Source organism: Aeromonas sp. 75A, assembly GCF_051919425.1.
GTDB lineage: Bacteria > Pseudomonadota > Gammaproteobacteria > Enterobacterales > Aeromonadaceae > Aeromonas > Aeromonas veronii.
On the sequence record NZ_JBQBES010000002.1, the window covers coordinates 4,249,555 to 4,275,154 of the forward strand.

Below are 25,600 nucleotides of genomic sequence, written 5' to 3' on the forward strand. Positions count from 1 at the left end.
CACTTCCTTGAGTTTTCAGCAAATTCGGGATGTGACAGAATACCTCTCTTTTTTGGGATGGCCACAACCCTGTGGCGCTAATGTTGAGTTTCTCCTTGAAGCACGATCAGAGTTTTGACGGGCGCGCCGACAAGTTCGCCCGCAACATTTACGACTCCACCAAGGGGCGCATCCGCACCACCATTGTCTGGAGCGACATCGAAGCCTGCCTGGCTCGCCTTGGCAACCGACCGCTGCGCATCCTCGATGCGGGGGGCGGTTTTGGCTATTTCGCCCAGAAGCTGGCGGCCATGGGTCATCAGGTGGAGCTGTGCGATCTGTCAGCAGAAATGCTGGAACTGGCCCGCAGCCAGATCGCCGAGAAGGGGCTGGAAGACAAAATTCGTCTCATCCATTGCCCCATTCAGGATCTGAAGCAACACGTGACCGGGACCTTTGATCTGGTGCTCTGCCATGCGGTGCTGGAGTGGCTTGCCGAGCCGCGTCAGACCTTGCTGGGTCTGTTCCCTTTCGTCAATGCCGGGGGCATACTGTCGCTGCTTTTCTACAACCGCCATGGCCTGCTGTTCCAGAGCCTGGTGGTGGGCAATTTTGACTATGTGCGCCTTGGTCTTCGCAAGAAGCGCCAGACTGCGCTTACGCCCACCAATCCCCAGCTGCCGGAGCAGGTCTATGACTGGATTGGTCGCGGGGGGCTGCGCATCATCGGCAAGACCGGGGTGCGGGTGATCCACGACTATATGCGTCACAAGCAGGATCAGGTGGAGAAGTTCGACGATCTGCTGGCCATGGAGCAGCAATATTGCCGTCAGGAGCCTTTTGTCTCCCTCGGTCGCTATATCCATGTGATGGCCCAGAAGCCGGCCAGTTGATTGCTCGCTGTTCACGTCGATGTGAACCATGTTTTCGATGCTACCGGATGTAGCCGCGCGCACGATTTTGCGCCCAATACAACAACGAGATGACAACATCATGATGAGTACATCCCGTACCCTGCCAGAGCGTTCTTTGCCGGAGCTAGTAGGGTGGGTCAGGCAGGAGGGGTTGGCGCTGAGCCTGCCGACCGACCGGCTGGCCTTTCTGATTGCAATCAAGACGCTATCCGAAGATGAGTCGGACCTGTCGGAAGCGGCGCTGCACGATGCCTTTGGCTATGTCAGCAGCGCTTTCGGCCAGATGGACGAGACCCTCACCGGTCGCGCCAACAACGCCATCAACGATCTCATTCGCCAGCAGCTGCTGTCGCGTTTCAACACCGACATGGTGGCGGGGGAGAGCCTCTACCGCCTGTCGCGCCTGGGGGTGAGCATCGTCGACTTCTTTATGGATCAGCGTCAGGTTGACTCCATCAAGCTCTCCATCCTGCTCGAACACCTGGCTTCCGAGCTCGACACCGCCCGCAAGGCGGCGCTGGAGACCAACACCCGTGAGCAGTGGGATGCCGAGGTGCTGCCGCGCCTCACCTTCTCGCTGGAAGAGACCCTGGGGCGCATCGATCTCACCCAGCGCGCCATGGATGAGCAGCAGAATCAGGTCAAAAGCGAAATCGCGGCCCTGCTGACCCAGAACTGGGTCGATGCCATTCACAGCTGCGAAAAGCTGCTGCACGAGACCGGCCAGACCCTGCGCGAGCTGCAGGATACCCTGGACGCTGCCGGCCACCGCCTGCAGGCGGGGCTGCTCAACATTCAGGAAGCGGCGCAGGGGCGCGACGATCTGTTCCACGTCGAGGAGCTGACTCACGCCTTGCAGGGGCGTCTTGACGTCATCACCAGCTGGGGTCAGCAGTGCATCGAGCTCTGGTCCCGCTACGACAGACACGTCCACAAATTTATCCGCAACGCCATCGACATGGACAAGAACCGCGCCTTCAGCCAGCGGCTGCGCGAGTCCATCCGCAACTTTGAGCAGCACAACTGGCAGCTGCGGGTGGCCGAAGAGCCCCGTCTGCTGGAGCTGCGCGACGAAACCATCGCCATCCACGACGAGGAGGTGACCGGCGAGGTGCCCCTCGAGATGGAGTACGTCGAGATGGTGGACATCAACCAGGAGCTGGCCGAGCGTATCGAGCGCTATCTGGCCCGCTACCCCGAGCAGGGCCAGCAGCTGGACTTGGCCGATGTGCTGCGGGAATACCTGCTGGACTACCCGGCTCATGCCCACTTCGATGTGGCGCGTCTTCTGATCGACCAGGCCGTGCGCCTGGGCCATGCCAGCGGCGAGCGCGAACTGCATCGCCAACCCGCATGGAAACCCATTAACCAAGCTGGATCCAAGGTTCAGGCCTATGTCATTGATCAATTCTGAGTTTCCCTTGCCGCTGCGCCTTGCAGAGGCGATTGCCAACCCCTTGTTTCCGCGCATCGACACCGCCTTGCGCTCCGGTCGCCACATCAGTGCCGACGAGTTCGAGCAGCATTCGGCGCTGGTCGAATATCACAGCGAGCTGGAGATCTTCTACGGCCGCTATCAGGTGGAGCTGATCAAGGCGCCGGAAGGCTTCTTCTATCTGCGTCCGCGCCCGAGCTCCGACATCGGCACGACTGTGCTCTCCGAGCTCGATATGCTGGTGGGCAAGGTGCTCTGCTACCTCTATCTGAGCCCGGACCGTCTGGCTTCGGAAGGGGTATTCGCCATGGCCGAGCTGCAGGAGGAGGTGCTGAGCCTCGCCGACGAGAAGCAGCTGCTGCGGATGGTCAACAGCCGCTCAGGTGGTACCGATCTCGACAAGAAGAAGTTGCTCGAAAAGATCCGTACTTCCATGCGCCGTTTGCGCCGTCTTGGCATGATCACCGCCCTTGGCAACGGGGATAAATTCCGGGTCAACGAATCGGTGTTCCGTTTCGCCGCTGACGTGCGCTCCGATGAAGATCCGCGCGCCGTCCAGCTGCGGATGATCCAGGAGGGTGAAGCCATCTTCCACGACGACGAAATGCCGAGCAGCGACTCGCTCTTTGATGACATCGAGGCGGATCTCGATGAAGAACAACTGGATCTGGAGGTATAACCGGTGCGAGGCAAGTTCAAATCCCTGACTATGGTCAACTGGAACGGCTTCTTTGCCCGGACCTTCGATCTCGACCAGCTGGTCACCACTCTTTCCGGCGGCAACGGCGCGGGCAAGTCCACCACCATGGCGGCCTTTATCGCGGCGCTCATCCCCGACCAGTCACTGCTCCATTTCCGCAATACCACGGAAGCGGGATCGAGCAGCGCCTCCCGTGACAAGGGGCTCTACGGCAAGCTGCAGCGCGGTCACTGCTATTCCCTGCTTGAAGTGATGAACAGCCGCGAGCAGCGGATCTGGGTCGGTGTTCACCTCGAGCAGGTGGCCAACCGCGACAACAAGGTCAACATCACCCCGTTCGCGCTGGTGGATGTGCCCGAGCAGCTGCAACCCACCGATCTGCTGCTGGAAAAACTCGAGGACGGCAAGGGCCGGGTGCGCGCCTTTACCGATCTGAAAGGGGCCGCCGCCGAGCTGGGGGCCATGAAGGTTGCCAAGTTCAATACTGTGACCGACTACCACAACTTCATGTTCGAGTTCGGTATCACCCCGAAGAAGTTGCGCGACCAGAAGGATCGCGGCAAGTTCTATCGCCTGATCGAAGCCTCTCTCTACGGTGGCATCTCCTCGTCCATCAGCCGTTCCCTGCGTGAATACCTGCTGCCGGAGAACTCCGGGGTGCGCAAGGCGTTTCAGGACATGGAGGCGGCCATCTATGAAAACCGCCGCACCCTGGAAGCCATTAAAGAGACCCAAGGTCAGCGGGATCTGTTCAAGAACCTGATCACCGAGACCACCCACTATGTGGCCGCCGACTATGTGCGCAACGCCGCCGAAAAGAGCCGTCTCTCCGAGCTGGCCCTCAAGGCGCGTCAGGAGCTGGCGGAGAAACGCCGCATCTTGGCCGAAGAGCGCCAGCGCGCCATCTATCTGGCCGACGAGGTGGAGCAGCTTACCAACCGCGAGAAATTGCTGACCGACGAGCTGGAATCGGCCTCCGAGCATCTGGCCAAGGTGATGGCGGCTGTCAGCTTGCAGAAGAAGATCGAGATGTACCGCGCCGATCTGGCGGATCTCTCTGACAAACTCGAACAGCAGCAGGCAGTAGTGGAGGAGATCCACGGCCAGCTGCTGGAGGTGGAAGAGCGCAAGGAGTTGGCGCAGGCAGAAGTCGACAGCCTCAAGACCCAGCTGGCCGACTACCAGCAGGCGCTCGATATTCAGCAGACCCGCGCCATCCAGTACCGTCAGGCGGTGCAGGCCCTTGATGCTGCCCGCGAGCAGTGCGGGCTGCCGGGGCTGACCGCCGAGCAGGCGAGCGACACCCTGCACCAGTTCCGTTCAGCCGAGCAGAGTCTCACCAGCCGGGTGCTGGGGGCCGAACAGCAGCTGGCGCTGGCCAAGGCGGCTGTGGCCGAGCACGAAGCGGCGCTGGCGCTGCTGCTCAGCATTGCTCCGGAGACAGTACGTGAGGCCGCCTGGCCCACTGCGCAGGCGCTGCTCAAGCGTCACATCGAAGACAAGGCCCGCATTGCCCAGGGGCAGGGGCTGCGCGCTGCGCTGGCTCGCCTCGAGAAAGAGAGCGAAAGCCAGAAGAGTCTCTTCAAGCTGCGCGACGAGCTACAGCAGGCCTCTGGCCAGCTAATTGCCAGCAGCGATGAGCTGGAGATCTTCCTCGAAGCCCAACGCACCCGTCAGGAGGAGCTCTCCGAGCAGCAGGCGGAGGTGAATCAGCGCCGCGCCAGCCTCGAGCATCAGGGCGCCCAGCTGGGCCGCGATATTGCGGATCTCACCAAACTGGCGCCGCGTTGGCTCAAATCCTTTGAAAAACTCGAGCAGCTGCGCGAGCAGAGCGGTCTGCCGCTCGCCACCGCCGAAGAGCTTTCGGCCGGCATGCAGACAGTGCTCGACAAGGAGCGCGAGTTCGAGCAGGAGAGCAACCGCATCGCGGCGCAGAAACAGGCGCTGGAGCTGCAAATTCGCAACCTGCAGCTGGGGGCAGGCGAGGCGGATCCGCGCTTGGCTCGCATCGCCGAGCAGGTGGGGGGCGTGCTGCTCTCCGATGTCTACGACGACATCTCCATCGACGATGCCCCTTACTACTCCGCGCTCTACGGCCCGGCTCGCAGCGCCCTGGTGGTGCTCGACCTTGAGGGTGCCATCGAGCGGCTGAAAAAGCTGGAAGATTGCCCGGAAGATATCTACCTGATTCAGGGCAACCCCGACTCCTTTGACGAGGATCTGGTGGAAGCGGACGAGCTGGGGGATGCCGTGCTGGTGCGCACCAGCAAGCGTCAGGTGCGCTTCTCCCGCTACCCCGAGCTGCCGCTGTTTGGCCGCGCCGCCCGGGAAAAACGGATCGAGCAGCTCGACCTTGAGCGTGAAGGGCTCATCGAGGGCTACGCCAAGGCCGCTTTCGAGCAGCAGAAGTACCACCGTCTCTACGGTCACTTCCGCGACTTTATCGGCCAGCATCTGGATATCGCCTTCCGTCCCGACCCGGAAGCCGAAGTGCAGGCCAAACAGGCCGAACTGCGCGCGCTGCAAGGGGCCATCGGCGAGTGCGACAAGCAGCTGAGTGATGCCAAAGCGGCCGCCGCCCAGCTGACCCGCCATATCCAGCTGGTGCAGGGGATGCTGCCCTTTGCCCACCTGTTTGCCGAGACTGATCTGGCTGCCCGCCTCGAGGCGGCACACGCCGATGTGGAAGCGCTGAAACAGGCCGAAGCCTTTATCGCCAAGCACGGCAAGTCGCTGGAGAAGCTGGAAACCATGGTGCAGGTGCTGCGTCAGGATCCGCAGGATCTGGCCGCGCTGCAGGCCGCCTATGATGAGGTGAGCGACCTGCTGGCCGAGCAGAAACGCCGTTGCTACTCCCTCGATCAGCTGGTGGCCCGTCTGCCGCACTTTGCCTATCAGGATGCGCAAGATCTGCTGGGCAAGGCGTCCGAGATGAGCGAGCGACTCAAAGAGAAGCTTAAAGCGGCCGAGCTGGCAGCCCGCACCGCCGGTGAACAGCACAAGCAGATAGCCCAGCGTCACACCGAGGCGCTGCAGCTGCGCACCGCGCTCAACTCCAGCGTCGAGGCCAAGCGCCAGACCCTGACCGAATTCGAGCAGGAGCTGGCGGCCATGGGCCTGACCCTCTCTGACGATATGGAAGAGAAGGCGCGCGCCCACAAGAAAGAGATTGAAGAGCTGCTGATCCGCACCCGTTCCCGTCGCACCAGCGCCGAGGCACAACTGCAGGTCACCAAGCGCGAGATCGAATCCCTCGGTGGTCGTCTCAAGCTCGAAGGCAAGGATTACTACAGCGCCCGTAAATCTCTGGTGGGCCACAAGGCGAGCTGGTCGCGGGTGGTGCGGCTGGCGCGGGAGACCGACGTCGAGAAGCGCCTCAACAAGCGCGAGCTGGCCTACCTCGACAGCGACGAGCTGCGCTCCATGTCGGACAAGGCCCTCGGTGCCCTGCGGGTGGCGGTGGCACACGACGAGGCCCTGCGCGATGCGCTGCGACTGTCCGAGGGCAACCGCAGCACCGAGCAGAAGGTCGCCTTCTACGTGCAGGTCTACCGTTACCTGAAAGATCGCATTCGCAACGACATCATCCGCTCCGATGATCCGGTCGAGGCGATCGAGGAGATGGAAATCGAGCTGGCCCGTCTGGCAGACGAGCTCAAGCAGCGGGAAACCCATCTGTCGCTCTCCTCCCACGAGGTAGCGGCCAAGATCACCAACATCATCCGCCGCGAGCAGAACCGCATCCGGGTGCTCAACCAGGGCTTGCAGAACATCGCCTTCGGTCTGGTGCGCGGGGTGCGCCTCAACGTCAATATCCGTGAGGCTCATACCCGTCTGCTGACCGCGCTGGCCGATCAAACCGCCATGCACAACGATCTGTTCGCCGACAAGGAGCTGAGCTTCTCCGAGGCGATGGCCAAGCTGTTCCAGCGCCTGAACCCGCAGATCGAGCAAGGGGATCGCAGCTATCAGGTGATGGGCGACGTGCTGCTCGACTATCGCAACTATCTGGAGCTGGAGATCGAGGTGCAGCGTGGGGCCGATGGTTGGCTGCGTGCCGAGAGCGGCGCGCTCTCCACCGGTGAGGCGATCGGTACCGGTCAGGCCATCCTACTGATGGTGCTGATCAGCTGGGAGGAGGAGTCCCGCCGTCTGCGCGGCAAGGATATCGCCCCGTGCCGTCTGTTGTTCCTCGACGAAGCTGCCCGTCTGGATGGCAAATCCATCGCCACCCTGTTCGAGCTGTGCGAGCGGCAGGATATGCAGCTGCTTATCGCGGCGCCCGAGAACATCAGCCCCGAGAAGGGCACCACCTACAAGCTCATCCGCAAGGTGCAGGGCAAGCACGAGCATGTGCATGTGGTGGGTCTGCGCGGTTTCGGCTTTGCCGACGACAAGCTGATTGCCTGAGAAGTCTCTGGCCCATCCCGTCACGGGATGACCGGTAACTAGTTGAAAGGGAGGCATTTGCCTCCCTTTTTACATGGAAGATATGGCAAAGTAGCTGCACCGTCGCTGCTGCCTGACAACAAGGCGAGTAACATGGCGAGTGCCTTGGACCGATGGCAAGGTGAGAGACTGCCTGTGAACGTGTCGCCAGCGTCACCGGCCGCATCGAAGAGTTAAAAATAGCGCAGAGCGAAAAGAAGAGAGGAGAGGGGAAAGGTGCAACATATCCAGAAAGGGCTGCTGTTATCTCTTTGCCTGCTGCTGGCGGCCTGTAGCAGCCGTTATGACGAGAGTCACGGCGGTAGCTGGCGCGGCTATAGCGAGACCGGCTATGCCAGCTATTATGCTGACCGTTATCATGGCAAAAAGACCGCCAGCGGAGAGCGCTATCGCAACAACCTCAATAGCGCCGCCCATATGGAATTGCCCTTTGGCTCCATGGTACGGGTCACCAACCTCGCCAACGGCAAGAGCGTAGTGGTCAAGGTCAATGACCGCGGCGCCTTTAAAAGCGGGCGTATTATCGATCTCTCCAAGTCTGCCTTTAGCGCCATCGGCAATATTCGCGACGGGATTATCAAAGTAAAAATAGAGGTGCTCTAGCAGTCCACTTGTTCAGTGGCGTGAACAGAGTGTCCGTTCTGTATGGCTATATCCTGCAAGTCTGCCCTCTTACACTGCTCCGTATCCAAGAGATACACCCTATCGAAATACTTGAATGATTGATCTGATAACGGAGCAGATGAAGATGAATGAAGAGAAACTGGTGTCCATCGCAGTGCTTAAAGCTAGAGCCGGTATGAGGGAGCAGCTGCGCCGGGAGTTGATCAAGCTTATTGAGCCTACTCGGCACGAACCGGGTAACTTGGACTATGTGCTGTTTGAATTGCGGGATGAGCCAGGCACCTTTTACATGCGTGAGGCATTCGTCAGCCAAGCCGCGTTGGATAGCCATTGTCAGACTGACTATTTTCAGGCCTTTGCCGCTCAGGCTGAGTATCTGCTTGCAGAGCCACTGCAGCTTATTTTCCTGGATGAGGTCAGCTACTCTTAATCCATTCGGGCCAGGGGGCCCGATTTTTTATTCATATCTCAAGTGCGAGATAAGATGCGTTTCAAGCAAGTTATCACGCCAGTCTTTTGCCAGCCTGCATCTACTAATCCTCTGATTTTTAATTACTCTCTCCTGTTTATATCCAAGATGTTTTCATCTTCCTGTTAACGGATAAGATATCCAAATGAGAATTTAATTTGGGCTCAAGTTCAGTGGTAGTGGTATAACCTGCTATCGCAGGAAGGCATACCAAACGATGGTGCTGACCATCAGCGTGTCGATATGAGGTGGGCAGGGAGGACGAGAATGGGTATTGAGCTTGTAGATGTACCGCAAAGTGAATTTGAGCTGGTCTTTACTGCCGTGAAACAGGGGATTTTTCCCTATGTTGAGTCGCTCTTTGGCTGGGATGACCAATTTCAACGCGAGCGACTAACCAGCTCATATCGGCCGCAATGGTTTTCGTGGATCCTGCATGGGGGAGAACGCATTGGTTTGTTATGTAGCAAGCCATATGAGGATGCCCAGCATGTTCATCTGCTGATCATTTTCCCTCAGTATCAGGGGCGGCAGCTTGGCGCTGCCGTGATGGAACGGCTGCATCAGGAGGCTGAGCGTGAGGGGAAATGCCGGGTCACCTTGTCCAGCTTCACAGACAACCATGGGGCGATACGGTTTTATGAGCGCCTTGGTTACAACGTGGTCGAAGAGGATCCTGAGTTTGTCTCCATGTCCCGGCCGTTGGGCTGTGACCTCGGATTGAAAAAAGTGGTTAATGGAGAGTTGTGATGGCGATTTTGAATATTTTGACGGCTCCCGACCCCAAATTGAGGCTCAAGGCCGAGCGAGTTGAGGATATCGCTGCCGTACAGGGGCTGATCGATGACATGCTGGAGACCCTGTATGCGACGGAAAACGGGATTGGTTTGGCCGCGACCCAAGTCGGGCGTAAAGAGGCCGTCGTTATTATCGACTTGTCCGAGAGCAGGGATCAGCCGCTGGTTTTGATTAATCCACAAGTGATAAGCGGTACTGAAAAGGTGCTTGGACAAGAGGGCTGTCTCTCCGTGCCGTATTACTACGCGGATGTCGAGCGTTACAGCTCGGTGGTGGTATCTGCTCTGGATCGAAAAGGCAATCCGATCACCATCGAGAGCTGCGATTTTTTGGCCATTGTCATGCAGCATGAAATTGATCATCTGGATGGCAACTTGTTCATTGATTACCTGTCACCGCTCAAGCGGCAGATGGCACTCAAACGAGTTAAAAAATCTCTGAAGTCCGCCAGCTAATGTCTGCGGATAGTGGCTGGCCGTTTTAGTTATGTGGAGAGCAGGCAGAATGAAAGTGGCAAGATGGAATGTCAGGGCACTGTTTGGCCGCAATAGCAATGAGGTGCGGGGACGTTATGGGCTGAAGGCCCTGCTGTTGCTGGGAACATTGTGGGCCGCACTCCCCGTATCAGCCGATGAAGAGCAGCTGCCGGCCGAATATCGCCCCTTTGTGCAGCAGTTGGTCGATGCGGCAGAAGCCCGGGATCATCAGGCCCTTGCCAACCAGATGAAGTACCCCTTCAAGCAGGAGTATCCCATTCCCGCCATCGAAACCCCGGCGGAGATGATGAACCGATTTGGCGAGGTATTTGATGACGCCATATTAAAAAGCATCGCTACCTCCCGGGTCGGGCAGGATTGGCAGACCATGGGCTGGCGCGGCATCATGCTGGGCAGTGGCGAGGTCTGGATGGATTTTGATGGCAAGGTGATCGGTATCAATCATCAGACGGCGCAGGCAGCCAAATTGAAAGCCGAGCTTATCGCCAGGGAGAAGAGCGGTCTGCATCCCAGTGTGCGGGAGTACAAGAGCCCCGAGCTGATGTGGCAGACCGAGAAATTTACCATCCGCATCGACGAGTTGGATGATGGCCACTATCGCTACGCCTCCTGGGCCAAGGGCAAGACGCTCGCCGACAAGCCGGATCTGGTGCTAAAAAATGGCACCGTCAGGGTGGAGGGGACGGGGGGCAATCATACCTATCTGTTCACGAGCGGCCCCTATCGCTACGAGTGCGTTGTCACCGTATTGGGTGAGCGAGGAGTGCCACCGGGTGAGCTGGTGGTCTATAAAGACGACGTCGAGATAGTGCACCAACCGGTGATCAAGGTGCTGTGACAGCAAATCCATATAAAGAGAGATCAAGGAGCGGCCAGGTGCCGCTCTTCTGCTTTCGCGAACTGAGGGATGAGCTGCGCTAGCTTTGCGGCACCCTGACCCCTTTATCGAGATAGAGGCTGCTGTAGTGGGCGCGGTGGGTGACAAACATCACCTGATGGCGGCTGCCGTCGGAGAGGATAATAAAATCCCCCGCCTGAGCGGGGCTCTGCAAGGTGATCTCTTGCTCGGGGGCAGTCAGGCGATCGACATCTTCCTTGAAGGTGAGGGTGTAAGAGTACATATGGCGCTCCACTGCTGGCTCATATCAAACACTCCGTTGAAGGTAGTTGCTGGCATGGGCGCGCGCGGCGCCCGATTGGCGCTGTTAGACCAAATATCAGCGATGAGAACGTGCGTGGCTTCAGTCGGGTTGTTCTGCTGAGGTGCGCTTGAGGCGTTTACATCAAGTCCATCGGTATCAAAAGCGATGGGAGAGGGGCAAAAAGGGATGAAAAAACCGCCAGCTGGCGGTTTTTCTTATGCGATGGGCCCTACTTCAGGGCCTTCTTCAGCTTCTTGATCTTGCCTTCATGCTTGGCAATTTTCTCAAGACGAGCGGCGATCTTCTTCTTGATCTCTTTCTTGCTTGCTTTGGCCATCGGTGGCGCTCCTTTGCAGTGGGGACACATGAGGTGTCAGTGTGGGTCTTCCCTTTGACGTCCCAGAGTGCCACAGGGCTCCTTTGTGAACCAGCACTCTGTTGCTTTAATAGCCAGCTCGCTATAACTGCAAGGGGCTGAGCCAGCGGAGCAGTTGCTGGCCCACTTGCGGGCTGGCGAGCAGGGCCATATGACTGGTGCGATAGACAATCAGGGTATGGGCAGGAAGAAAAGCCAGCAGATGGCGCGCTTCGTTGTGCTGACCGAGGGCGCTACGAAGGGGCACCAGTCCATCGCCAATCAGCCGGTCGGCCAGCAGGCTGCGCTTGGTGGCAGTGGTCGCGGCGATGGCATAGCAGTTGACGCTGCAGGGCAAGGGGAGTGGGACGCGGGGATCGCGCAAGGGCGCGGCAAGGTCGGGTTGGGCGAGCGTCTCGATCACCTTGCCGTGGCGCAGATCCTTGATGCCAGCACTGCGCAGCCGCGCCAGTCTGACGAAGGGCTCGCTGTAGGCAGTGGTGGGCAGCAACTGCTCCAGCCAGTGACCGGCATGTTCGAGCGGCGCGCCGTGGTGTGGTGTGCCGAGAAAGATCAGGTTGGCAAGGTGCGCAGGCCAGGTGAGCCCGGCCACGTCGGCATGGTGGCAGGCGCTGCGGGCAACCAGTCCCCCCATGCTGTAGCCCATTATCGTTATCTCTTTGAGCTCTCCCGGCCAGTGGGCGAGCAACTGCTCCAGCAGCAGGGCCAGCGCCTGTCCGTTTTGTGCAATGGGTAAGCCCGAGTTGTAGCGCAGGTAAAGAGGCTGATAGCCAAGCGCGGCGGCAAGTTGCTCCCCGTGATTGACCGGTTTGCCTTGATGCTCGGTCTGCCACTGCAGATCGTTCATGCAGAGGCCATGGATCATCAGCAGCACCCGTCCCTCGCGGGGTAGATCCTTTGGCATCGCCTGCCAATCGAGGGGCTTGCCCTGATAGCGCAGAGTCATGGGGGTGGCGAGAGCATTGTGGTGTTCGACCAGCTTGTCCCCCAACACGCCGTTGAGCGTGGCGATCAGGGCCGCGCGTTTCGGGGTTTCGGGGATCTGGTGGGGCGGCGGTGTGGCTGGCAGGCGGCTGAGCAGTTGGTTGATGCCGCTGCCCAGGGTGTTGGCGGCGCCATGTACCCCCTTGTAGACCAGCCCGGTGATCCCGGCTGTTTTTCCCTCATCCCGTCCCTTGAGCCCCATACCGCTCAGTACCGCCTGATGTACCGCTTCGGTGATCTCTACCGCGGCGGGTAGCGCCAGGTTAAGCAGGTGCGCCAGCTCGCGGATATCCGAAAGATGCCAGGAAGAGGATGGCGATGGGTCTGTGGCGTCGGTCATGGCAAGCCCTTGTGAAAGCGGGTGTCTCGTTGTCGTGCCGCGAAGAGCGCAGCGTATCTCTATATCAAACCAGCTTGCGCCCTTTGTGGCGGGTTTACCAGTAACGGGCCATGCATGGCGGGGCTGATAAGAACCGCTTGCGAAGCAGGTCACGGTAATGACAGGGAAAATCACCTCTACTTCGTCATATGAAGCCACATGGAGAGGTGATGATGTCGCTGTTTGATGAGGTGCGGGTACAGAATTTGTGTGCACGGTTGTTCGATAGCCAGAACGGAAAGGGCTGCTCCCTTGAGAGTCGGCATGGCCGCGAGTTGAAGGAGTTGTTGCAGGCGGTGGGCGGAGTCGAGTCAGTTGGGCGCAGTTCCCGTCATATATTGACCGAAGCGGGGCGGACTTATCTGACCGGACAACTGGCACGGGCAGAGCTCCCCGAACAGGACAAGGGTGAGCAGCTGCAACGAATGGGAGTGAGTTTGCCTGCACGGCTCAATCAGGCCTGCTTTTATGCCCTCTGGCATGGGGATAGCAAGCATTCGCGGTCAGCATCCCTTGCCGCGCCACAGCTTGCGGAATTGTCGCTCACGCAGGATGAGGTGATCCGCATCCGTACCCTCGAACCGCTCTCACTGGTCGATCAGCAGGGTCAGCAGCACGATATGACGGCAATGATGGCGCTGCTGGGGGAATTGGCGTTGCCGGAGCGGACTCTGGGCACGCTGGCTGCCATCGGCTGGCAAGGGGAGCGGGTCATTACGGTGGAGAACAAGGGGGCCTTTGTCGATTACCCGCTGCAACCCGGGCAACTGCTGCTCTTTGCCCCCGGTCGCAATACCACCCTGGCCAAACAGCTAATCCCGCTGCTGCCTGCGGGCGTGCAGTGGGCCCATTTCGGCGATCTCGATCAACGGGGTATCGATATTGCCGTCGAGTTGGCACGTGAGCTAACTCGACCGGTCATGCTCTGGCTTCCCTGTGAGCTGCAACCTTATCTGGATCACTATGCCCGTCCGGTACGCACCTTTGCGACGGACAGTGGCAAGGTGCCCTGGCGTGTGACGAAGCAGGCTGATCAGGTCGATGATCATGGCACGCCGGCAGGCGTTCCCTGGCTTGAGAAACTGATCACAGACGGGACTTGGCTGGAACAGGAGGTATTGATTCTGGCCCCTCACTGGCGGAGCTGGTCATTGGAAGAGATGGGCAATCAGGTGTGAAACGGGGAGCCCGTGCTCCCCGTCATTTCGTGGTCAGCTGTTTACTTGGCGTTGATGGGCCCCTTGGTGCCGGCATCATTATCGACCCAGCCATCTTCACCCTTGATGCGGCGATCCCCCTGAATGGTGTAGATGACCATGCCATCCTTGAACACCAGCGCGCCATCGGATTTCTTGGCATTGACCTTCTTGTCGTTAACCCACACCTGATCCTTGCTATCGATGCGGATATTAGCCACGGTGGCGCCGGTTTGGGGGAAGGTGGCGATCCAGTTGCCCGCATAGGGGCTGTCGCTGGTTGCCGCTGCCGGAGCATTGCCAACACCGGCAGCCGCGTTCTCAGCCTTGGTTTTGTTGATATCGCAGCCATTGAGCTCGCTCACCTGAGTGCAGCCCGAGCGCTCCAGCTTCTGCTCATAGCTCAGATTCAGACCGCCCTCCGCGGCTGGGGCGGCCGTGCCAAATCCCGCCTTGGCATTTTCCGCTTTGGTTTTGTGAATGTCACAGCCCTGCGCCTCGGTGACCTGGGTGCAGCCGGAGCGCTCCAGTTGCTCGGCATATTTGGCGCTGATGGCGTGGGCAGGGGCGATACCGAGCAGGGTCAGGGTGATGAGCAGAGCAGCATTCCTGGACATAGATAATCCCTCAAAGATGTAAGTCATGCAGGTTCATCCGCGCAGTTGCGGCAGTGAACGTCGGCCTCTCCTGAGCATCCGAGACAGATGCGCAGCTGGCGTATTCACGTTAGCACCTTGGGCCAACCGCGCCCAGCGATGTGGCCGGAAGATAAGGCGAGAGGTGATACGGGAGTGCAGGGGAGGCGAGATAGCAGCAGTGTAAACGCTGGAGAGTTCATTCCAAGAGAAAAGGTGTTGCGGGCATTATCATAATGATAACGACAGCCCCGCTGATATCATTTCAGCCCTTGAAACTGACCTTTGATGATAATTCTCACCGATGCCGAGATATCACCTCTGATTATTATCACTCGGCTATTTTATGGCTTGGCTGATCCGCTCACCTTTTTATTGAATAAACCGCTTAAATAGCCGCTGATTTTGTGGGTGGCATCACACACTTTCGCCATTTATTAATATCTTCCTGCATTTTATTGGTTTGGCACGGTTATTGATTGCCTCATATCGACGCTAACCGACGCGCTCACCCACAACCGGGATGCTGGTGACATCGTGAGTGAAAGGGGAGCTATCCATATCTCATCCAATGATTGGGGCGAACGATGAAAGCAGTTAACGAATTAATCAAAGAGATCAGAGCACTCAAATCCAACCTGCATGAAAAAGATTTTCTGCTGACCTGGGAGCAAACCCCTCAGGAGCTGGAGCTGGTATTGAAACTGGCCGAATCCCTCAAGACCCTGCGCGCCGAAAATATCTGCACCAAACTGTTTAACAGCGGGCTCGGTATCTCGGTTTTCCGCGATAACTCCACCCGAACCCGCTTCTCTTACGCCTCTGCGCTGAACCTGCTCGGTCTGGCCCAGCAGGATCTGGATGAGGGCAAATCCCAGATCGCCCATGGCGAAACCGTCCGTGAAACCGCCAACATGATCTCCTTCTGCGCCGATGCCATCGGCATCCGTGACGACATGTTCCTCGGTGCCGGTAACGCCTATATGCGCGAAGTGGGTGCGGCACTGGATGAAGGGTTCGAGAAGGGGGTGCTCCCCCAGCGTCCGGCGCTGGTCAACCTGCAGTGCGACATTGATCACCCGACACAGTCAATGGCTGATCTCGCCTGGTTGCAGGAGCACTTCGGCAGCCTGGAGAGCCTCAAGGGCAAGAAGATTGCCATGACTTGGGCTTACTCCCCCAGCTACGGCAAGCCGCTCTCCGTGCCGCAGGGCATCATCGGCCTGATGACCCGTTTCGGTATGGACGTGACCCTGGCCCACCCGGAAGGGTATGACCTGATCCCGGACGTGATCGAAGTGGCCAAAGAGAATGCCAAGGCCTCCGGCGGCAGCTTCCGTCAGGTCACCTCCATGGAAGAGGCGTTCAAGGATGCAGATATCGTCTATCCCAAGTCCTGGGCCCCCTACAAGGTGATGGAGCAGCGCACCGAGTTGCTGCGTGCCAATGACCACGCTGGCCTCAAGGAGCTGGAGAAACATTGTCTTGAGCAGAACGCCAAGCACAAGGATTGGCACTGCACCGAGGAGATGATGAAGCTTACCAAGGGTGGCGAAGCGCTCTATATGCACTGCCTGCCGGCCGATATTTCCGGTGTCTCCTGCAAAGAGGGCGAAGTGACCGAAGGGGTATTCGAGAAATACCGTATTGCCACTTATAAAGAGGCAAGCTGGAAGCCCTATATTATCGCCGCCATGATCATGGCCCGTAAATTCTCCGCCCCGGCAGAAACCCTGGAAAATCTGATTAAAGAGGCGCAAAAGCGGGTGAAATAAATAGCAGCAGGGGCGGGGTGAATATTCATCCTGCCCACACTGTCGAATCCATTATTTTGAGTTTTCTCCCCGTGGTATCTGAATAACGGATCTCCCGGCGAGGCAGCTCTTTGTCAGGTAACGCCTAGTGAGGTAAGCATGTCCCAATTTTCGCTGAAGATGGATATTGCCGATAACCGCTTTTTTACCGCCGAGCCATCACCGCTGTTTTCTCGCGCCGAAGCACAAAAGGCTCGCGCTTTTCATAAAAAACTGGCCGGTTATGAGCCGACCCCATTGTGCGACCTGAAAGATCTGGCCGCCTATATCGGGGTGAAAAATATATTGGTCAAGGACGAGTCAAAGCGCTTTGGCCTCAATGCCTTCAAGATGCTGGGTGGCGTTTATGCCATCGCCAACCTGCTCTGTGAAAAATACGGGGTTGCCATCGAGGATTTCTCATTCGATCTCATCAAACGCACCATCAAGGAGCCGATGACCTTCGCCACCACCACAGATGGCAACCACGGTCGCGGCGTTGCCTGGGCCGCCAAACAGGTGGGTCAGCATGCGGTGGTCTACATGCCCAAGGGCTCCGCCCAGGAGCGGGTTGACCATATCCTCAACCTCGGTGCCGAGTGCATCGTCACCGACATGAACTATGACGACACCGTGCGCCTGACCATGAAGATGGCGGAAGAGCGCGGTTGGCACATAGTGCAGGACACCGCCTGGGAGGGTTACACCAAGATCCCGACCTGGATCATGCAGGGTTACTCCACTCTGGCCGACGAAGCGGTCGAGCAGATGCAGGCCATGGGCATCAAGCAGCCCACCCACGTGCTGCTGCAAGCCGGGGTCGGAGCGCTGGCGGGCGGCGTGCTCGGTTATCTGGTGGACTGCTTCGGGGCGAACAACCTGCACAGCATAGTCGTCGAGCCGGATCAGGCCGACTGCATCTACCGCTCCGGCGTGGCGGGGGAGATGGTCAACGTAGGCGGCGACATGCGCACCATCATGGCGGGTCTCGCCTGCGGTGAACCCAATCCGCTCGGCTGGCCTCTGCTCAGAAGCTGCACCACCCAGTTCATCTCCTGCCACGACAAAGTGTCGGCGCTGGGCATGCGGGTGCTGGGTAACCCCCTTGGCAATGATCCGCGCATCATCTCCGGCGAATCCGGCTCGGTCGGTACCGGCGTGCTGGCGGCAGTGCGTCACCACCCGGATCGCGCGGCGCTGATGGAACGTCTCGGGCTAAGTCGCGACTCCGTGGTGCTGATCATCAACACCGAAGGGGACACCGATGTGACCCACTACCGGGAAGTGGTGTGGGAAGGCAAACATCCTGCCTGCGATTAACCCCGGCTGTGAGTAATCCCTGCGAGAGCAGAGACACGAATTGAAGCATTGATCGCGCCTCGCCAACGGGGCGCGGTAACGGGCACAGGGCGCTGCCGATGAACAGGCCGCGCACTCTCAGTTGTTATGGAGAATCACAATGAGCAAGCAAATTCCGTTTGAAATGGTGTTGGAGAAGGCCTACCAGTACAAGGCCGAGATGAGTCAGTTCCTGCGCGACATGATCGCCATCCCGAGCGAGAGCTGCGATGAAGAGCGCGTCGTGCTGCGCATCAAGCAGGAGATGGAGACGGTTGGCTTTGACAAGGTCGAGATCGACCCCATGGGCAACGTGCTGGGCTATATTGGCCACGGCCCGCACCTGATCGCCATGGATGCCCATATCGATACCGTGGGCGTCGGCAACATGGCCAACTGGAAGTTTGACCCCTATGAGGGGATGGAAGATCACGAGATCATCGGTGGTCGCGGCGCCTCCGATCAGGAAGGGGGCATGGCCTCCATGGTCTATGCGGGCAAGATCATCAAGGATCTGGGACTGGAAGATCAGTACACCCTGTTGGTGACCGGTACCGTACAGGAGGAGGACTGCGATGGCCTCTGCTGGCAGTACATCATCGAGCAGAGCAAGATCCGCCCCGAGTTCGTGGTCAGTACCGAACCCACCGACTGCCAGATCTACCGTGGCCAGCGTGGCCGCATGGAGATCCGCATCGATGTGCAGGGGGTCAGCTGCCACGGCTCCGCACCGGAGCGCGGTGACAACGCCATCTTCAAGATGGGCCCCATCCTTGGCGAATTGCAGGAGCTGAGCCACAACCTCGGCAACGACGACTTCCTCGGCAAGGGGACCCTGACCGTCTCCGAGATCTTCTTCACTTCGCCGAGTCGCTGTGCCGTGGCGGACAGCTGCGCCGTCTCTATCGACCGCCGCCTCACCTGGGGCGAAACCTGGCAAGGGGCGCTCGACGAGATCCGCGCTCTGCCAGCGGTAAAAGCCGCCGGTGCCGAGGTCTCCATGTACCAGTACGATCGTCCGGCTTACACCGGTCTGGTCTACCCGACCGAGTGCTACTTCCCGACCTGGAAGGTGGAAGAGGATCACATCACCGTAAAAACACTCTCCAAGGCTTATCGCGAGCTGTTCAACAAGGAGCCGGTGGTGGACAAGTGGACCTTCTCGACCAACGGGGTCTCCATCATGGGTCGCCACGGTATTCCGGTCATCGGTTTTGGCCCGGGTAAAGAGCCGGAGGCCCACGCCCCGAACGAGAAGACCTGGAAAGAGCATCTGGTCAAGTGCGCCGCCATGTACGCCGTGATCCCCATGCTCTATCTGGCCGAGCTGGACAAGTAAGGGGTCTGCCGGGTGGTGGCTGCCATCGCTGTCCGGCTGTTGCAAGTGCCCCGTCTCCATTGAGGCGGGGCTTTGCTGTTTGAAGTGATGTTCGAGGTGGTGGGAATGAAACGGCTGATCAAAAACGGTGTGCTGGTCGATGCGCAGGGGGAATATCGTCAGGATCTGCTGATTGATAACGGGGTGATCCGCGCGCGCGCCGCCGCTATCCAGCCCGATGGCGAGACCGACGTGATCGATGCCAGCGGCTGCTACGTGATGCCGGGCGGCATCGACGTCCATACCCACTTCAACATCGATGTCGGCATTGCCCGCAGTTGCGATGACTTTTTCAGCGGTACCCGAGCCGCCGCCTGTGGTGGCACAACCACCATCATCGACCACATGGGATTTGGCCCGGCGGGGTGCAATCTGCATCACCAGCTGGCCCGCTATCACGACTATGCCGCCACACAGGCGGTGGTCGATTACAGCTTTCATGGCGTGATCCAGCATGTGGATGACGCCATCCTTAATGAGATGGCCGCCATGGTGCAGGAGGAGGGGATCAGCAGCTTCAAGCTCTATCTCACCTACCAGTACAAGCTGGGGGACCATGACGTGCTGCGCGCCCTGGCCCGCCTCAAGGAGGTGGGGGCGCTCGCCACCGTCCATCCCGAGAATGATGCCGCCATCGCGGCGCGCCGGGCGGCCTTATTGGCCGCCGGCCATCATGAGCCCTGGTATCACCCGCAAAGCCGCCCGCTGGAGTGCGAGGCGGAGGCTATCGCCCGGATGATTAATCTGGCGGGGCTCGCTGGCAATGCACCGCTCTATATCGTCCACCTCTCAAACGGACTGGGGCTGGAGTATCTGAAACTGGCGCGCCGTCAGGGTCAGCCAGTCTGGGTGGAGACTTGCCCGCAATATCTGCTTTTGGATGATTCCTGCTACTACCGGGAGAACGGAGTCGACTATCTGCTGAGCCCGCCGCTGCGCTCACGCCGCGAGCAGGACAAGCTGTGGGTCGGTATCGCTGCGGGCGACATCGACACGGTGGCGACCGATCACTGCAACTTCTCCCACGCCCAGCGCATGACCCTCTCGGGCAGCGATTTCAGCCGCTGCCCTAACGGCTTGCCGGGCGTCGAGAACCGGATGCTGCTGCTGTTTGCCCACGGGGTATTGGGCGGGCGCATCTCGCCGTCCCGCTTCGTGGCCCTCACCAGCGCCAACCCGGCGCGCCTGTTTGGCCTCTGGCCGCGCAAGGGCAACTTGCAACCGGGGGCTGATGCCGATCTGGTGCTGATGGATCCCTGTGGCGAGACCCTGATCCGCCATGCCGCGCTGCATGACAACGGTGACTACAGCCCCTACGAGGGGATGCGCTGCCCCGGCCAGATCAGGATGACCCTCAGTCGCGGCGAGATAGTCGCTCGCGACGGCGAGTTTCTGGGGCGGCGTGGTCATGGCCGCTTTCTGGCCAGGGCACCCTTTGATCCGCTGCTGGGCGAAGCGGCCCGAGAACAGCAATTAGCACAGTGATAGACAGAACAACCGAGCCGGTATGACGCCGGCCCACCCTTATCATCGGAGAGCACAAGATGAAACAGCGTATCGTACTGGCCCTGGGGGGCAACGCTCTGGGCAACAACCTGCCCGAGCAGATGAAGGCGGTGCAGAGCACGGCGCACACCATCGCCGACCTGATCGCCCAGGGGCACGAGGTGGTGGTCACCCACGGCAACGGGCCGCAGGTTGGGATGATCCAGCAGGCGTTCGAGGTGGCGGCCCGCCACGAGCCAAAATCCCCCCATCTGCCCATGTCGGTCTGCGTGGCCCTGAGTCAGGGCTACATCGGTTATGACTTGCAAAATGCCCTGCGTGAAGCCCTGCTTGAACGCGGCATCCACAAGCCGGTCGCCACCCTGGTGACCCAGGTTGAGGTGGATAAAAACGATCCCGCCTTCCTCGATCCGAGCAAGCCCATCGGCGGTTTCTTCAGCAAGGAGGAGGCCGAGGCGCTGATGGCCAAGGGCGAGCGGCTCAAAGAGGATGCCGGCCGTGGCTATCGCCGGGTGGTCGCATCCCCCAAACCCGTCGATATCATCGAGAAAGAGACCGTCTCTGCCATGCTGGCCGCCGGTCAGGTGGTGATAACCGTCGGTGGCGGCGGCATTCCGGTACTGCGCGAGGGTAATCACCTGCGCGGAGCCAGCGCGGTGATCGACAAGGATTGGGCCAGTGCCAAGCTGGCGGAGCTTATCGACGCCGACATGCTGATCATCCTCACCGCGGTAGAGAAGGTCGCCATCAACTTCGGCAAGCCCGATGTGCAGTGGCTCGATACTCTGAGCGTGGCCGATGCCAACAGCTTTATTGCACAGGGACAGTTTGCCAAGGGCTCCATGCTGCCCAAGGTGGAGGCTGCGCTCTCGTTTGCCACATCCCTGCCGGGGCGAAAATCCCTGATCACCTTGCTGGAAAAGGCAGCCGATGGCATTGCCGGCAAGACGGGAACCCTTATCAGCCGCTAGGCGTTCCAGCTCGGACTGAGTGTGATCGCGGGGGCCGTCGGCCCCCTTGTTCATTTTGGGGCAGTCATGGTCAGCGGAGGATGAGCGGCGTAAGATGGCCGCCTTCAAGCGCGGGCAAGACGCCGAGAGCAGACCCGGTGCAATGAGTGACAAGAGGTGAGTAACAAAAAAATGAGCGGAAAGATCAATATGGCGGCGCTGGTGGGATTGATCCTGCTCACCGCCATCTGGAGTTACAGCTGGATCGTGATGAAGCAGGTGATGCTCTACGCGGGGGCCTTCGAGTTCACCGCCCTGCGCTGCCTGTGCGGATCCCTGGTGTTGTTGCTGGTATTGGCCCTGCGCGGGCGCCGTTATCTCAAACCCACTCCGTTTCGCTATACCCTGGCCATCGCCCTGTTCCAGACCTGCGGCATGGTGGGGTTGGCCCAGTGGGCCCTGATCAGCGGCGGGGCGGGCAAGGTGGCTATTCTGAGCTACACCATGCCGTTCTGGGTGGTGATCTTCGCGGCGCTCTTTCTCGGCGAGCGGATGCGCAAGCTGCACTATCTGGCGGTCGGGGTGGCGGCCTGCGGGTTGCTGCTGGTGATCCAGCCCTGGTTGCTGCATCTTGAATCCCTCAAGAGTGCCCTCTTGGCAATCCTCTCCGGCATCTGTTGGGGGATCAGCGCCATCATCGCCAAGCGGATGTATGCCCGCCACCCTTCGGTGGATTTGATGTCCCTCACCACCTGGCAGATGATCTACGCCACCCTGGTGATGGCCGTGGTGGCGGCGCTGGTGCCGGAGCGCCCCATCGACTGGCAGCCCTATGTGATGGGGGCGCTGGCCTATAGTGCCATCTTCGCCACCGCCATCGCCTGGAGTCTCTGGCTCTTCGTGCTGAAAAAACTGCCAGCTGGGATTGCCAGCCTCAGCACTCTGGCGGTGCCGGTGACCGGCGTGCTGCTCTCCTGGTGGCTGCTCGGCGAAAATCCGGGGCCGGTGGAGGGGAGCGGCATCGCCCTTATCGTGCTGGCGCTTCTCGTCATCAGCCGCAAGGGCAAGCGCTCTGTGGTGTCGGTGGCGGGGGAGACCCGTATCAAGCACGGTTGAGTAGTGGCTGGGCTGCCAGTGGCACGATAAACGGCACTCAAAAGAGCTCGCGACAGGGAACCTGCCCCTCGTTACAATGGCGCTACATAGCTGCGTTGACGCGCAGGTATTTGATTTATTGTGTTTATTTCAACAAACGTAACGGCAAGGATGAAACCGTATGATGACGCTGATGTGGTTGGCCATGGGCCTGGTGTGTCTGGTGGTGGGGGCTGAATATCTGGTGCGGGGCGCATCGCGCCTCGCCACCATGATGGGTATCTCCCCGCTGGTGGTGGGATTGACCATAGTAGCTTTTGGGACCAGTGCCCCTGAACTGGCGGTGAGCATTCAGTCTGGCCTTGAGGGACAGGCGGGTATCGCGGTGGGTAACGTGGTCGGCAGCAATATCTTCAACGTGCTGTTTATTCTCGGCGTCTCGGCCTTGATTGTGCCGTTGGTAGTTTCGCAGCAGCTGGTGCGTTTCGATGTGCCGTTGATGATCGCCATTTCAGTGCTGGTGCTGCTGTTTGGTTGGGATGGCCGGATCTCAGCCTTCGAAGGGGCGCTGCTGTTTGCCGGTGTCGTCGCCTATACCGTGTTTCTGTTTGTCCAGAGTCGCCGTGAAACCAAGGCGGTACAGGCGGAATATGAGCAGGAGTTTGGCCAGAAGGAGCCCGAGACGCCCCACAGCTTGCCCCGCAATCTGCTCTTTATCGTGGCGGGATTGGGGATGTTGATCCTGGGTTCCCGTTTGCTGGTCAGCAGCGCGGTGGAGATTGCCCACTACTTCGGGGTGAGCGATCTGGTGATCGGTCTCACCATAGTGGCGGTCGGCACCTCACTGCCGGAGGTGGTGACCTCCATCGTCGCCGCCCTGCGCGGGGAGCGGGATATCGCGGTGGGCAACGTGGTCGGCAGCAATATCTTCAACATCCTCTGCGTGCTGGGACTCACCTCCATGGTGACGCCGGGAGGGCTAGAGGTGTCGGCTACCGCCCTGCAATTCGATATTCCGGTGATGATTGCGGTGGCGCTCGCCTGCCTGCCCATCTTCTTTACCGGTTACACCATCGCCCGCTGGGAAGGGGCGCTGTTTCTGGCCTACTACATCGGCTACAGCAGCTGGCTGATCCTCCACGCCACATCCAGTCCGCTGCAAGGTCAGTTCAGCGCAGCGCTAACCGGTTTTGTGCTGCCGCTCACCGCCATCACTCTGGTTGTGCTGGCGGTGCGAGCCTGGCGATTGCAACGAACCCGGTCGTGATGCAGGTTCTCCTGATGTAAAGGAGCTGCATCAACCGACAGGCCGAAAAAAGCCCCACCATCATGGTGGGGCTTTTGCTTGGTGAGGGGAACGCGAAGAGCCGTTATCGGCGCTGGGCCAGATGCATTATGGCTTCCAATACGGCGCCGCCGATGGCGCGTGCCTTGTCCGATACCGTGGTGGCATCGGCGCGCTCGCCGCGCGGGTCGATATCACCAATCTTGAAGCCTACTGGCACCTCGATGCCATCGCTGAGCAGCCCCCGCACCATGCCAGAGAGCGGCGCGATAATGGGGGCATCCCCTACATGGGCAATCACATCCCCCTCCTGCACCAGATCACCGAGCTTGATAATGCTCTTCATCACTCCGGGGACGGGGGCGCGTACCACCCGGCGGGCGGAGTGCCCCTCGATCACCCCGGGAATGCCGGTATTGGGCTGGGCGGGGCCCTGATAGATGACCCGCCCCAGATGGTGACCGCGGTTGGTTTCGATCACCGCATCGCAGTCGCGTCCCGCCTCAAAGCCCGGGCCGAGGGCGACCGTGATGGGGGCCATCTCCTTGTGGGTGCCGAGGTTCTGCTTGGCGAGGATGGCATCCACCAGATAGCGGGGCTTGAGCTCGGTGAGGGTGGCGCAGTCGGGGTCAACCAGCAGCGGAATGATGCCCCGATCCAGCTGCTCGAACGCCTGCTCGACGCTCTCAACCCGCTTGGCGCGCACACCCTCGACGCTGGTTTCACCATCAAACATCCCTTGCGCGAAGGCGACGGTGCGGCGGATCACCGTGGGTTTGTCGAGATCCAGCATCACCACCTTGAAACCGGCATTGTGCAGGCGCAGCGCCACGCCAGTAGCGATATCGCCGGAGCCGCGCATCACCACCAGTTGATCCCGCTTAAGGCGCACGTCATCCTGCATCAGCCCACCCGATTTGCCGTTTTTCACCTGCAGCAGCTCGGCGAGGATGCTGATGGCGATCTCCTCGGGGGTCTCGGCACCTATGTTGTAGCCGATGGGGGCGTGCAGCCGCTGCAGTTGTTCCTGGCTCACCCCTTGCTGGCGCAGCGCCTGGGTGAAGGTCTGTACCTTGCGCTTGCTGGCGAGCAGCCCCAGATAGGCGAGGGGGCGATTGATGAGCCGCTCCAGCGCCTCCTTGTCCTGATGGTTGGTGGCGATGATGACGAAGTTGGTGGGCTCGATGGCTAGCGCCTCGATCACCGCGCTGATGGTATCGGCCTGTTTGAGATGGGTACCCACGGGGAAGTGATCGGGGTTGAGGCTTCCTTCAAAACAGTCGCCCACATGGATATCAAAACCCAGTGGCGCGGCGGCATGGGCCAGCGCCCGGTTGACGTGACCGGCACCAATGAGCACCAGCCGTGGCCGCAGGCCATAGACATCGATATAGACCGACATGGCGCCGCCACAGTCCGACCCGACCGCATGTTCGCCGTTGCGGGCCATCCGGCCGTGGAAGATGCGCGGCTTGCGCTCGGCAATGGCCGCCACGGCTTCTTCGATCACCAGCCGCTCGATCATGCCGCCGCCGATGGTGCCGAGGATCCGGCCATCGGCCATCACCAGCATCTGGGCCTGATGGCGGGGGGTGGAGCCACGGCTCTCGATGATCTGGGCAATTGCAAACGGCGTGTTCTCCTGTTCCAGTCGGGCTGCGTGTGCAAAAAGATTCAT

General features: G+C 59.7%; 21 protein-coding genes. 17 read left to right on the forward strand and 4 right to left on the reverse strand.

Annotated elements, in window-relative coordinates; all coding sequences use genetic code 11:
• Nucleotides 1-95: 95 nt before the first annotated feature.
• The 9 genes from cmoM (at nucleotide 96) to ACTG2T_RS19785 (ending at nucleotide 10,703) form a co-directional block, all read left to right on the forward strand.
• Nucleotides 96-872, forward strand: coding sequence for a tRNA uridine 5-oxyacetic acid(34) methyltransferase CmoM (gene cmoM / locus ACTG2T_RS19745; RefSeq protein ID WP_033113262.1), 777 nt, complete (start codon nucleotides 96-98; stop codon nucleotides 870-872).
• Nucleotides 873-972: 100 nt separating this feature from the next.
• Nucleotides 973-2,307 (forward strand): chromosome partition protein MukF, encoded by a 1,335-nt coding sequence (mukF, locus tag ACTG2T_RS19750; RefSeq protein ID WP_111901131.1) that lies wholly within the window; start codon nucleotides 973-975, stop codon nucleotides 2,305-2,307.
• The gene (gene mukE / locus ACTG2T_RS19755) at nucleotides 2,288-3,007 is read left to right on the forward strand and encodes a chromosome partition protein MukE (protein ID WP_005336835.1); all 720 of its coding nucleotides are present in this window, start codon (nucleotides 2,288-2,290) and stop codon (nucleotides 3,005-3,007) included. Before mukF ends, mukE begins: the two co-directional genes overlap by 20 nt.
• A gap of 3 nt (nucleotides 3,008-3,010) precedes the next feature.
• The gene (gene mukB / locus ACTG2T_RS19760) at nucleotides 3,011-7,438 is read left to right on the forward strand and encodes a chromosome partition protein MukB (RefSeq protein WP_330124171.1); all 4,428 of its coding nucleotides are present in this window, start codon (nucleotides 3,011-3,013) and stop codon (nucleotides 7,436-7,438) included.
• A 255-nt stretch (nucleotides 7,439-7,693) separates the two neighbouring features.
• The gene (locus tag ACTG2T_RS19765) at nucleotides 7,694-8,080 is read left to right on the forward strand and encodes a septal ring lytic transglycosylase RlpA family protein (protein WP_330124172.1); all 387 of its coding nucleotides are present in this window, start codon (nucleotides 7,694-7,696) and stop codon (nucleotides 8,078-8,080) included.
• A gap of 139 nt (nucleotides 8,081-8,219) precedes the next feature.
• Entirely contained in the window at nucleotides 8,220-8,531 is a 312-nt protein-coding gene (locus tag ACTG2T_RS19770; RefSeq protein WP_330124173.1) for a putative quinol monooxygenase, read from the forward strand.
• A 306-nt stretch (nucleotides 8,532-8,837) separates the two neighbouring features.
• Nucleotides 8,838-9,320 carry a GNAT family N-acetyltransferase gene (locus ACTG2T_RS19775; RefSeq protein ID WP_330124174.1) on the forward strand — a complete coding sequence of 161 codons (483 nt, stop codon included), beginning with the start codon at nucleotides 8,838-8,840 and terminating at the stop codon, nucleotides 9,318-9,320.
• Nucleotides 9,320-9,823 (forward strand): peptide deformylase, encoded by a 504-nt coding sequence (gene def / locus ACTG2T_RS19780; RefSeq protein WP_330124175.1) that lies wholly within the window; start codon nucleotides 9,320-9,322, stop codon nucleotides 9,821-9,823. The genes ACTG2T_RS19775 and def overlap by 1 nt, the downstream gene beginning before the upstream one ends.
• 49 nt (nucleotides 9,824-9,872) lie before the next feature.
• On the forward strand, nucleotides 9,873-10,703 hold the full coding sequence (locus ACTG2T_RS19785) for a hypothetical protein (RefSeq protein ID WP_330124176.1): 831 nt from the start codon (nucleotides 9,873-9,875) through the stop codon (nucleotides 10,701-10,703).
• 79 nt (nucleotides 10,704-10,782) lie between these two features.
• On the opposite strand, the gene ACTG2T_RS19790 is transcribed toward ACTG2T_RS19785, so the two are convergent.
• Both ACTG2T_RS19790 and ACTG2T_RS19795 read right to left on the reverse strand, forming a co-directional pair.
• Nucleotides 10,783-10,986 carry a hypothetical protein gene (locus ACTG2T_RS19790; protein ID WP_005352285.1) on the reverse strand — a complete coding sequence of 68 codons (204 nt, stop codon included), beginning with the start codon at nucleotides 10,984-10,986 and terminating at the stop codon, nucleotides 10,783-10,785.
• Between the two features lie 479 nt (nucleotides 10,987-11,465).
• A complete protein-coding gene (locus ACTG2T_RS19795) occupies nucleotides 11,466-12,707 on the reverse strand; it encodes an esterase/lipase family protein (RefSeq protein WP_330124177.1) in 1,242 nt (413 codons plus the stop codon).
• Between the two features lie 212 nt (nucleotides 12,708-12,919).
• Here ACTG2T_RS19795 and ACTG2T_RS19800 point away from each other — a divergent pair, with 212 nt between their 5' ends.
• Complete coding sequence (locus tag ACTG2T_RS19800) at nucleotides 12,920-13,924, forward strand: Wadjet anti-phage system protein JetD domain-containing protein (RefSeq protein ID WP_330124364.1); 1,005 nt, start codon at nucleotides 12,920-12,922, stop codon at nucleotides 13,922-13,924.
• Between the two features lie 41 nt (nucleotides 13,925-13,965).
• Here ACTG2T_RS19800 and ACTG2T_RS19805 read toward each other — a convergent pair whose 3' ends face one another.
• Nucleotides 13,966-14,559: a hypothetical protein gene (locus ACTG2T_RS19805; protein WP_330124178.1), complete on the reverse strand. Its 594-nt coding sequence runs from the start codon at nucleotides 14,557-14,559 to the stop codon at nucleotides 13,966-13,968.
• Between the two features lie 605 nt (nucleotides 14,560-15,164).
• Here ACTG2T_RS19805 and ygeW point away from each other — a divergent pair.
• The 7 genes from ygeW to ACTG2T_RS19840 all read left to right on the forward strand — a co-directional run bounded on the left by ygeW (nucleotide 15,165) and on the right by ACTG2T_RS19840 (nucleotide 23,904).
• Nucleotides 15,165-16,352 (forward strand): knotted carbamoyltransferase YgeW, encoded by a 1,188-nt coding sequence (gene ygeW, locus ACTG2T_RS19810; RefSeq protein ID WP_005336811.1) that lies wholly within the window; start codon nucleotides 15,165-15,167, stop codon nucleotides 16,350-16,352.
• Nucleotides 16,353-16,490: 138 nt separating this feature from the next.
• Nucleotides 16,491-17,690, forward strand: a complete 1,200-nt coding sequence (gene dpaL / locus ACTG2T_RS19815; RefSeq protein WP_330124179.1) for a diaminopropionate ammonia-lyase — start codon at nucleotides 16,491-16,493, stop codon at nucleotides 17,688-17,690.
• 139 nt (nucleotides 17,691-17,829) lie between these two features.
• Nucleotides 17,830-19,047, forward strand: coding sequence for a YgeY family selenium metabolism-linked hydrolase (locus tag ACTG2T_RS19820; protein WP_330124180.1), 1,218 nt, complete (start codon nucleotides 17,830-17,832; stop codon nucleotides 19,045-19,047).
• A 105-nt stretch (nucleotides 19,048-19,152) separates the two neighbouring features.
• A complete protein-coding gene (gene hydA, locus ACTG2T_RS19825; protein WP_330124181.1) occupies nucleotides 19,153-20,571 on the forward strand; it encodes a dihydropyrimidinase in 1,419 nt (472 codons plus the stop codon).
• 59 nt (nucleotides 20,572-20,630) lie between these two features.
• The gene (arcC, locus tag ACTG2T_RS19830) at nucleotides 20,631-21,563 is read left to right on the forward strand and encodes a carbamate kinase (protein WP_236341660.1); all 933 of its coding nucleotides are present in this window, start codon (nucleotides 20,631-20,633) and stop codon (nucleotides 21,561-21,563) included.
• A 171-nt stretch (nucleotides 21,564-21,734) separates the two neighbouring features.
• Nucleotides 21,735-22,658 carry a DMT family transporter gene (locus ACTG2T_RS19835; RefSeq protein WP_330124182.1) on the forward strand — a complete coding sequence of 308 codons (924 nt, stop codon included), beginning with the start codon at nucleotides 21,735-21,737 and terminating at the stop codon, nucleotides 22,656-22,658.
• A 160-nt stretch (nucleotides 22,659-22,818) separates the two neighbouring features.
• Nucleotides 22,819-23,904, forward strand: a complete 1,086-nt coding sequence (locus tag ACTG2T_RS19840) for a calcium/sodium antiporter (protein WP_330124183.1) — start codon at nucleotides 22,819-22,821, stop codon at nucleotides 23,902-23,904.
• A gap of 103 nt (nucleotides 23,905-24,007) precedes the next feature.
• Here the strand turns inward: ACTG2T_RS19840 and yqeB are convergent, their stop codons facing one another.
• Complete coding sequence (gene yqeB, locus ACTG2T_RS19845) at nucleotides 24,008-25,600, reverse strand: selenium-dependent molybdenum cofactor biosynthesis protein YqeB (RefSeq protein WP_330124184.1); 1,593 nt, start codon at nucleotides 25,598-25,600, stop codon at nucleotides 24,008-24,010.